Here is a 9,353-nt window from a genome sequence, read left to right as displayed (position 1 = left end):
CCGGTGTCCGCGAGCCTCCCCCCGGCCGGTCCCGGGTCACCCGGCCCGGTGGGCAGCCCGGGGCCGGGCACGGTCGCGGGGTCGCCCGCCTGCTCGATCACACCCGTCAGGCTAGGCGAGCCCACCGACAGTCCCGGGCGACCCGGACGGCGCCCGCAGCCGGGCGGAGGCGCCGGGGGCCGGGGAAGTAGCGTTGCGCCCCGTGCCCGACTCCGACCTCCGCGCCGCCTCCGGTGTCATCACCGACTCCGGCACCGACGCCGGCACCGGCCCCGGCGCCGACCTCGGCGCGCCGGACCCCGCCGACCACGCCGACGGGGCCGCCCGCGAGGAGCCCGTCGACGCAGGTGTCGGTGTCGATGCCGGGATGCACGCCGGAGTGGATGCCGGGACCGCGCCGGCCGCGGAGGAGACCACCGGCTTCCGCGCCCGCGGCGGCCCCTTCCGCGAGGGCGACCGCGTCCAGCTCACCGACCCCAAGGGCCGTAAGTACACGGTCGTCCTGGAGGCCGGCGGCAGCTACCACACCCACCGCGGCGCCCTGGCGCACGACGACCTGATCGGCAAGCCCGAGGGATCGGTCGTCCACTCGGCGGCCAACACGCCGTACCTCGCGCTGCGGCCGCTGCTCGCCGACTACGTCCTGTCGATGCCCCGCGGCGCCGCCGTGATCTACCCGAAGGACGCCGCGCAGATCCTCGTGTGGGGCGACATCTTCCCGGGCGCGCGGGTGCTGGAGGCCGGCGCCGGGTCGGGCGCGCTGACCTGTTCGCTCGTCCAGGCCGTGGGCCCCACCGGTTCGGTGGTCTCGTACGAGATCCGCCCCGACCACGCCGAACACGCCGATCGCAACGTGCGACGGTTCTTCGGCGACACGCCACCCAACTGGAGCTTGCGCGTCGGTGATCTCTCCACCCACGACGGCCGCGCCGAGCCCGTCGACCGCGCGGTCCTGGACATGCTCGCGCCGTGGGAACAGCTGGATACGGTGCGTGACGCCCTCATCCCGGGCGGCGTCCTCGTGGGCTACGTCGCGACCACGACACAGCTCTCGACGCTGGTCGAGAAGCTGCGCGAGATGCAGTGCTGGACCGAGCCGCAGGCGTGGGAATCCCTGATCAGGCCGTGGCACGTCGTCGGGCTGGCCGTCCGGCCCGAGCACCGCATGATCGGTCACACGGCGTTCCTGGTGACCGCCCGCCGACTCGCCGACGGCGTGGTCCCGCCCCGCCCGCAGCGCAGACCGAGCAGTCGCTGAGGGCGTTCGGTCGAGCTGTGTGAACCGCTCGATTACGGGAACCAGACACCCCGGTGGCGTCAAGGTGCCGTCCGCGTGAGTGACGGATCACCAGATCGCCTCACCGCCGTGGGCGACGTCTACGGGTACCGTATGGAAACGGAACACGGAGGGAGGATGCCGTGAACCCCTACGACGACGGTCCCGGCAACTACCAGCCAGGCGACGGCGGGGCCCTGTCCCCGGCGGAGGCAGCGGCACAGATCCGCTACCTCGAGGAAGAAGTCGCGATGCTGCGGCGCAAGCTGACCGAATCCCCCCGGCACGCGCGATTGCTCGAGCAGCGGCTCGCCGAGTCCGCCAGCAGGCTCTCCCAGCTCAGCGCGCGCAACGAGAAGCTCACCGAGACCCTCAAGGAGGCGCGCAGCCAGCTCGTCGCCCTCCGTGAGGAGGTCGACCGCCTGGCCCAGCCCCCGAGCGGCTACGGCGTCTACCTCACCTCCTACGAGGACAACACCGTCGACGTCTTCACCTCCGGCCGGCGCATGCGCGTCGCGGTCTCCCCGGCGGTGGAGCTGGACACCCTGCGCAGCGGGCAGTCCGTGCGGCTGAACGAGGCGCTCACCGTCGTCGAGGCCGGCGACTGGGAGAAGATCGGCGAGGTCTGCGGCCTGCGCGAGGTCCTCACCGAGCCGAAGGACGGCCTGGCCGGCCGCGCCCTGGTCGTGGGGCACGCGGACGAGGAGCGGGTGGTGTGGCTCGCCGCCCCGCTGTTCGACGAGGCGGACCCGAACTTCGTGCCGCTCAAGCCGGGCGACTCCCTGCTGGTCGACACCAAGGCCGGCTACGCCTACGAGCGGGTCCCGAAGGCCGAGGTCGAGGACCTCGTGCTGGAGGAGGTCCCGGACGTCGGCTACGAGGACATCGGTGGTCTGTTCCGGCAGATCGAGCAGATCCGGGACGCGGTCGAGCTCCCGTTCCTGCACGCCGAGCTGTTCACCGAGTACGAGCTGCGCCCGCCCAAGGGCGTGCTGCTCTACGGCCCTCCCGGGTGCGGCAAGACGCTCATCGCCAAGGCCGTCGCCAACTCGCTGGCCAAGAAGATCGCGGCCCAGCGCGGGGACGACCCGAACGAGGGCCGGGCGTTCTTCCTCAACATCAAGGGCCCGGAGCTGCTCAACAAGTTCGTCGGCGAGACCGAGCGGCACATCCGGCTGATCTTCCAGCGGGCGCGGGAGAAGGCCTCGGCCGGCACCCCGGTGATCGTGTTCTTCGACGAGATGGACTCGATCTTCCGGACCCGTGGCTCCGGCGTGTCGTCGGACGTCGAGACGACGATCGTGCCGCAGCTGCTGGCGGAGATCGACGGTGTCGAGGGCCTCGAGAACGTCATCGTCATCGGCGCGTCGAACCGCGAGGACATGATCGACCCCGCGATCCTGCGGCCTGGCCGCCTGGACGTGAAGATCAAGATCGAGCGGCCGGACGCCGAGGCGGCGCAGGACATCTTCTCGAAGTACATCACCAACACGCTGCCGGTCCACGAGGAGGACCTGGCGGAGTTCGGCGGCAACCGCAAGGCCTGCGTGGACGCGATGATCCAGCGCGTCGTCGAGCGCATGTACGACGAGTCCGAGGACAACAGGTTCCTCGAGGTCACCTACGCCAACGGTGACAAGGAGACCCTGTACTTCAAGGACTTCAACTCCGGTGCGATGATCCAGAACATCGTCGACCGGGCGAAGAAGTCCGCGATCAAGTCGGTACTCGAGACCGGGCAGCGCGGCGTGCGGGTCGCGCACCTGCTGTCCGCGATCGTCGACGAGTTCGCCGAGAACGAGGACCTGCCCAACACCACCAACCCGGACGACTGGGCCCGCATCTCGGGCAAGAAGGGCGAGCGGATCGTCTACATCCGCACGCTGGTCACCGGCAAGAACGAGGCCACCGGCCGCGCGATCGACACCGCGTCGAACACCGGCCAGTACCTGTAGACGAGCAGTGCGCACGAGGCCCCGCCCGGTCCGCCGGGCGGGGCCTCCGCCGTTCCCGGTCGCCCTGACGTCGCGGTGAGCGGGACCTCAGGGCTGTTCGTGCGTGGCGGAACAGCCCTGACGTCCCGCTCGACGTCGGGTTGGCCGATTCGTTCACGACGGCGGGCCGGGCGCGTTCGTAGCGTGAGCCCATGGCACTTCGACCGACCACCCGACCGAGCACCACCGTCTTCGAGATCGTGACCGCCGACCTGGCGAAGGCGCTGGCCTTCTACCGGACACTCGGCCTGGACGTGCCCGACGGGGCGGAGGACCAGCCGCACGTCGAGCTGGCGCTGCCCGGCGGGAACCGCCTGGCCTTCGACACCGAGGCCACGATCGCGAGCTTCACCGCCGACTGGACGCCGCCGACGGGGGAGGGGCGGCTCGCGCTGGCCTTCGGCTACGGCACGCCCGCGGACGTCGACGCCGCCCACGCCGCCCTCACCTCCGCCGGCGCCCCCTCGGAGCGCGAACCCTTCGACGCCTTCTGGGGTCAGCGCTACGCCACCGTCCACGACCCCGACGGCACCCACGTCGACCTCTTCGCGGCCCTGCCCACGACCTGACCCGGCACGCGCACGTGATCACCAGGAGCTGAGGGTTCTTTCTGCGCACAGATCGAGCCCTCAGCTCCTGACGATCAAGGGATCGCCGTGATCGGCGGAGTGTGCCGAGGGTCAGGAGGGGCGGAGCGAGCTTGCGGGGACGCCGGCCAGGGCGCGGACCTCGCGGGAGAGGTGCGGCTGGTCGGCGTAGCCGGTCCGCGCCGCCACCTCGGCCGGCGGCAGACCCGCGCCCAGCAGGGTGGTGGCCGCGCGGAAGCGGAGCACCCGGCGCAGGACGGCGGGGCCGTAGCCGTACACGGCGCTGCAGTGCCGGGTGAGGGAGCGGGTCGACCAGCCCAGCTCCCCGGCCACCTCGCCGACGGCCGCCCCCGCACCGAGCCGCGCGGTGACCCGGCCCAGGGCGAGCAGGCTCCACGGCGCGGTCTCCCGCGCCGACTCCTCGGCCGCGAGTGCCGCGACGAGCCGGAACAGCGTGCCGGCAGCCGGCGGGCCGGGCGGGCTCGAGGTCCCGGGCGATCGACGCTCGAGCGCGCGGCCTGCGATCCGGGCCGCCGCGGGGGAGACCTCGGTCAGCGCGACCCGGATCCCGCGCACCTCCGCGGCCGGCACCCCGAGCAGCCGCGGCAGCACGCCCGGGTGGAACCGCAGGCCGCTGTTGCGGGCGCCGGCCCGCCAGCCCGTGACGAAGGCGGCCGTGTCCGGCCCGGCGACCGTGAGGGTGCCGGCCTCGTCGACCAGCAGGTCCATGCAGCCGTCCGGCAGCACGCGGCCGGGCCCGATGGGTGCCGAGCTCCACAGGCACTCGACCAGCCCGCGCAGCGGCGCGGGCGGGGCCAGCTCCCGGTAGCTCACGGCCGCGACGCTACCCCGGCCCCCCGACAGGAATCGGACCCGAGAACGGCGGAGGCCCGCCCACCTCACCGGTGGACGGGCCTTCCGCAGCGAGCACTCAGGCGGTGCGGAGCACGGCCTCGATCTCGAGGGCCAGCTGGACCTTCTCGCCGACGACCACGCCGCCGCCGTCCATCGGCAGCGAGATGTCGACGCCGAAGTCGTTGCGGTTGATGGTGGTGGTGGCGGTGAAGCCGGCGCGGGTGCCGCCGTAGGCGTCGGGGCCGAAGCCGCCGATCTCCAGGTACAGCGACACCGGCCTGGTGACGCCCTTGATGGTGAGGTCGCCGTTCAGCTTGTAGTCCGAGCCGTCGGCCTCGATCCCGGTGGAGACGAAGGTCCACTCCGGGTACTTCTCGGTCTGGAAGAAGTCGGCGGACTTGATGTGCCCGTCGCGCTGCTCGTTGTTCGTGTCGATCGACGTGGCGTCCAGGGTGGCCTCGACCTTCGAGTCCTCGAAGCGCTCGGCGGTGGTGATGGTGCCGCCGAACTGCGCGATGCGACCCTTGACCTTGCTGACCATCATGTGGCGCACGGAGAAGGAGACGTCCGAGTGGACCTGGTCGATGTCCCACGTGCCCACGACGTAGCCGGGGATCTGGGTGGTTGCTGCGGTCATGACGTCCTCCGGGGAAGATTTGGTTGAACTCTCAGGTGTTGAGAGCGACCATAGTGCTGTTGAGTTGAGTGTTCAACCATAGGAGAAGTGACGTGGCGCACACCCGCTGGCTCGACGACGAGGAGCAGCGCACCTGGCGGGCCTTCCTGACGGCCCAGCGCCTGCTGTTCGAGCGCGTCGAGCGCCAGCTGCAGAACGAGGCGCGGATGCCGCACGGCTACTACGAGATCCTGGTGCGGCTGTCCGAGGCGCCGGACCGCACCCTGCGGATGAGCAGGCTCGCCGACACGTCGCTGTCGTCCCGGAGCCGGCTCTCGCACGCGGTCGCGCGCCTGGAGGAGGCGGGCTGGGTCGAGCGCACGGCGTGCGAGACGGACCGGCGGGGCGCCTGGGCCCGGCTCACCGACGCCGGCCTGGCCGCGCTGCAGGCCGCGGCACCCGGGCACGTCGAGACGGTCCGGTCCCTGCTGTTCGACGCCCTGACCCCCGCCCAGGCCGCGGCGCTGCGGGACGTCAGCGAGACGCTCGTCGCGCACCTGACCGACCGCCCGGTCTGGCCCGCCGGGGACGACACGGGCTGCCCGACCCCGACGCAGGCGGAGGAGGAGGCCTGTCCGGAGGCCGGGTGATCGTCACCGGACGTGCCGTGGGTCGCACCGGCCCCGCCCGGGCGGACCGGGCCCGACCTGCGCGGCCCCGGCGTCCTAGGCTGGTGGCATGTCTCGCTTCGACGTCGTCGTACTCGGTGCCGGTCCCGGTGGTTACGTGGCAGCGATCCGCGCTGCGCAGCTCGGCAAGAGCGTGGCCGTCATCGAGGAGAAGTACTGGGGCGGCGTCTGCCTGAACGTCGGCTGCATCCCGTCGAAGGCCCTGCTCCGCAACGCCGAGCTGGCGCACCTGGTGACGAAGGAGCAGAAGACCTTCGGCATCAGCGGCGACGTCTCCTTCGACTACGGCGCGGCCTTCGACCGCAGCCGGCAGGTCGCGGACGGCCGGGTCAAGGGCGTGCACTTCCTGATGAAGAAGAACAAGATCACCGAGTTCACCGGGCGCGGGACCTTCACCGACCCGAACACCATCGAGGTCGCGCTGTCCGACGGCGGCACGGAGACGGTCGAGTTCGAGAACTGCATCATCGCCACGGGCGCCATCACGAAGCTGCTGCCGGGCACCTCGCTCTCGGACCGGGTCGTGACCTACGAGGAGCAGATCACCACGCGTGAGCTCCCGGGCAGCGTGATCATCGCCGGCGCCGGCGCGATCGGCGTCGAGTTCGCCTACGTCCTGGCGAACTACGGCGTGAAGGTCACCATCGTCGAGTTCCTCGACCGCCTCCTCCCGCTCGAGGACGCGGACGTGTCGAAGGAGCTCGGCAAGCGCTACAAGAAGCTCGGTGTCGACGTCCTGACCAGCACGAAGGTCGAGAAGATCGACGACTCGGGCGACCAGGTCACCGTCACCGTGTCCGACGCCAAGGGCTCGAAGGACCTCAAGGCCGACAAGGTCATCCAGGCCATCGGCTTCCAGCCGCGGGTCGAGGGCTACGGCCTGGAGAAGACGGGCGTCGAGCTGACCGAGCGCGGCGCGATCAAGATCGACGACTACATGCGGACCTCGGTGCCGCACATCTTCGCGATCGGGGACGTCACCGCGAAGCTGATGCTCGCCCACGTCGGCGAGGCCCAGGGCGTCGTCGCCGCGGAGACCATCGCGGGCGCCGAGACCCAGGAGCTCGACTACGCGATGATGCCGCGGGCCACCTTCTGCCAGCCCCAGGTCGCGAGCTTTGGCTACACCGAGGCGCAGGCCCGCGAGATGGCCGACGAGCGCGGCTGGAAGGTCAAGGTCGCGCAGTTCCCGTTCACCGCGAACGGCAAGGCCCAGGGCCTCGCCGAGCCGGGCGGGTTCGTCAAGCTGATCGCGGACGACACCTACGGCGAGCTGCTCGGCGGCCACCTGATCGGCCCGGAGGTCACCGAGCTGCTGCCCGAGCTCACGCTGGCGCAGCGGTGGGACCTCACCGCCACCGAGCTGGCCCGCAACGTGCACGCGCACCCGACCCTGTCGGAAGCGTTGCAGGAGGCGATCCACGGCCTGGCCGGCCACATGATCAACTTCTGATCCCGACCGCACGAACGGCACTGTCGCTCATCAGGAGTGAACGACAGTGCCGTTCGTGCGTCCGGGGCGGGCTCACAGGGTGCCGAGGAAGTGCTCGGCGAGGATCCGGCTGTCCGGCGCGAAGGGGCGGGCCGGGTCGGCGAGCAGCGCCGCGAGCTCGGCGGTGGTCATCCACCCGCCCTCCGCCACCTCCGACGCCTGGTGCCGGACCGGGCCGTCGGAGAAGGCCTCGTAGCCGAAGAGGTGGCAGCGCAGTCCCTCGGGACCGCCGAGTCCGGGCCCCGGGCCGGACTCCCACGCCGCCGCCAGCAGCAGCCGCAGGGGCACCCCCCGGACGCCGAGCTCCTCGGCCAGCTCGCGGGCCGCCGTCTCCGGCGGGGTCTCGCCGGGGTCCACCACCCCGCCGGCCACGCAGTCCCACAGTCCCGGCATCACGAGCTTGTCGTCCGCCCGGCGGTGCACGTAGACCCGCCGGCCGTCACCACTGCGCAGGATCACCCCGGCGCTGCCGTGCCACAGCGACCGGGCGTAGACCTCCGCGCGCGGGGCCGCGCCGACGACGTTCCCGGCCGCGTCGAAGACCGCGATCAGCTCCTCCCCGGTACTCATGGGGACCATGGTCCTGTTGTGACCTTGACCACAGCAGAGTAGGGAGGGGTCCATGGGTGGAAACAGGATCGTCGTCTACAAGGAGCCCGGCCGTGTCGAGGTCGAGGACCACGACATGCCGAAGCTGGAGGTCCCCGCCGACGTCGCGCAGGCCAAGGGCATGAGCCGCGAGGCGCCGCACGCGGTGATCCTCAAGAACGTCTCGACCAACATCTGCGGGTCGGACCAGCACATGGTCCGCGGCCGCACCACCGCGCCGCCCGGGCAGACCCTGGGCCACGAGATCACCGGGGAGATCATCGAGAAGGGTAACGACGTCCAGTTCCTCGACGTCGGGGACATCGTCACGGTGCCGTTCAACATCGCCTGCGGCCGCTGTCGCAACTGTCGCGAGGGCGCGACGGGCATCTGCGTGAACGTCAACCCCGCCCGGGCCGGCTCGGCGTACGGCTACGTCGACATGGGCGGCTGGGAGGGCGGGCAGGCGGACTACGTCATGGTGCCCTTCGCCGACTTCAACCTGATGAAGTTCCCGGACCGCGACCAGGCGCTGGCGAAGATCCGCGACCTGACGATGCTCTCGGACATCTTCCCGACTGGTTACCACGGCGCCGTCTCCGCCGGGGTGACGACGGGCATGACCGTCTACGTGGCCGGGGCAGGGCCGGTGGGGCTGGCCGCCGCCTACTCCGCACACCTGCTGGGCGCCGCCGTGGTGATCGTCGGGGACCTCAACAAGGAGCGCCTTGAGCAGGCGCGCTCCTTCGGGTGCGAGACCGTGGACATCGGGCAGTCGGCGACCCTCGAGGAGCAGATCGACCAGATCCTCAGGACCAACGAGGTCGACTGCGCCGTCGACGCCGTGGGTTTCGAGGCCACCGGGCACGGCGGCGGCGAGGAGAAGCCCGCCCAGGTGCTCAACGACATCATGAGCATCACCCGGGCCGGCGGGAGCCTCGGCATCCCGGGCCTGTACGTCACTGGCGACCCGGGCGCGGCGGACCCGGACGCCAAGGAGGGCACGCTGAAGGTGCGGCTGGGCCTCGGCTGGGCCAAGAGCCACAGCTTCGTGACCGGCCAGTGCCCGGTGCTGCGCTACAACCGCAAGCTGATGATGGCGATCCTGCACGACAAGGCGCACATCGCCGACGCCGTCAACGCCACGGTCATCCCGCTCGAGGACGCCCCGCGCGGGTACCAGGAGTTCGACCGTGGCGCGGCCCGCAAGTATGTGCTGGACCCGCACGGCATGGTCCCTGCCGCGTGAGCCGCCG

General features: G+C 71.4%; 9 protein-coding genes. 6 read left to right on the top strand and 3 right to left on the bottom strand.

What is annotated here, in order from left to right:
- The first annotated feature begins 367 nt into the window (after window positions 1–367).
- The 3 genes from ABD990_RS05175 to ABD990_RS05165 all read left to right on the top strand — a co-directional run bounded on the left by ABD990_RS05175 (window position 368) and on the right by ABD990_RS05165 (window position 3,839).
- Window positions 368–1,258, top strand: coding sequence for a tRNA (adenine-N1)-methyltransferase (locus tag ABD990_RS05175; RefSeq protein WP_345379038.1), 891 nt, complete (start codon window positions 368–370; stop codon window positions 1,256–1,258).
- 215 nt (window positions 1,259–1,473) lie between these two features.
- On the top strand, window positions 1,474–3,231 hold the full coding sequence (gene arc / locus ABD990_RS05170; RefSeq protein WP_345379037.1) for a proteasome ATPase: 1,758 nt from the start codon (window positions 1,474–1,476) through the stop codon (window positions 3,229–3,231).
- A gap of 191 nt (window positions 3,232–3,422) precedes the next feature.
- A complete protein-coding gene (locus ABD990_RS05165; protein WP_345378700.1) occupies window positions 3,423–3,839 on the top strand; it encodes a VOC family protein in 417 nt (138 codons plus the stop codon).
- A 111-nt stretch (window positions 3,840–3,950) separates the two neighbouring features.
- On the opposite strand, the gene ABD990_RS05160 is transcribed toward ABD990_RS05165, so the two are convergent.
- Entirely contained in the window at window positions 3,951–4,691 is a 741-nt protein-coding gene (locus ABD990_RS05160; RefSeq protein WP_345378698.1) for a helix-turn-helix domain-containing protein, read from the bottom strand.
- A 97-nt stretch (window positions 4,692–4,788) separates the two neighbouring features.
- Window positions 4,789–5,349, bottom strand: coding sequence for a YceI family protein (locus tag ABD990_RS05155; protein ID WP_345378696.1), 561 nt, complete (start codon window positions 5,347–5,349; stop codon window positions 4,789–4,791).
- Window positions 5,350–5,441: 92 nt separating this feature from the next.
- Here ABD990_RS05155 and ABD990_RS05150 point away from each other — a divergent pair, with 92 nt between their 5' ends.
- Both ABD990_RS05150 and lpdA read left to right on the top strand, forming a co-directional pair.
- Window positions 5,442–5,978 (top strand): MarR family winged helix-turn-helix transcriptional regulator, encoded by a 537-nt coding sequence (locus ABD990_RS05150; protein WP_345378695.1) that lies wholly within the window; start codon window positions 5,442–5,444, stop codon window positions 5,976–5,978.
- Between the two features lie 88 nt (window positions 5,979–6,066).
- Entirely contained in the window at window positions 6,067–7,470 is a 1,404-nt protein-coding gene (gene lpdA / locus ABD990_RS05145; protein ID WP_345378693.1) for a dihydrolipoyl dehydrogenase, read from the top strand.
- Between the two features lie 72 nt (window positions 7,471–7,542).
- On the opposite strand, the gene ABD990_RS05140 is transcribed toward lpdA, so the two are convergent.
- Window positions 7,543–8,079, bottom strand: a complete 537-nt coding sequence (locus ABD990_RS05140) for an NUDIX domain-containing protein (RefSeq protein ID WP_345378692.1) — start codon at window positions 8,077–8,079, stop codon at window positions 7,543–7,545.
- Window positions 8,080–8,131: 52 nt separating this feature from the next.
- Here ABD990_RS05140 and fdhA point away from each other — a divergent pair, with 52 nt between their 5' ends.
- Window positions 8,132–9,346, top strand: a complete 1,215-nt coding sequence (gene fdhA, locus ABD990_RS05135) for a formaldehyde dehydrogenase, glutathione-independent (RefSeq protein ID WP_345378690.1) — start codon at window positions 8,132–8,134, stop codon at window positions 9,344–9,346.
- Window positions 9,347–9,353: the final 7 nt, after the last annotated feature.

Source organism: Pseudonocardia yuanmonensis, from assembly GCF_039542425.1.
In the GTDB taxonomy this organism is placed as follows: domain Bacteria; phylum Actinomycetota; class Actinomycetes; order Mycobacteriales; family Pseudonocardiaceae; genus Pseudonocardia; species Pseudonocardia yuanmonensis.
The sequence above is the reverse complement of the archived record's forward strand: the minus strand, read 5'-3'. Positions and strand labels throughout refer to the sequence as shown.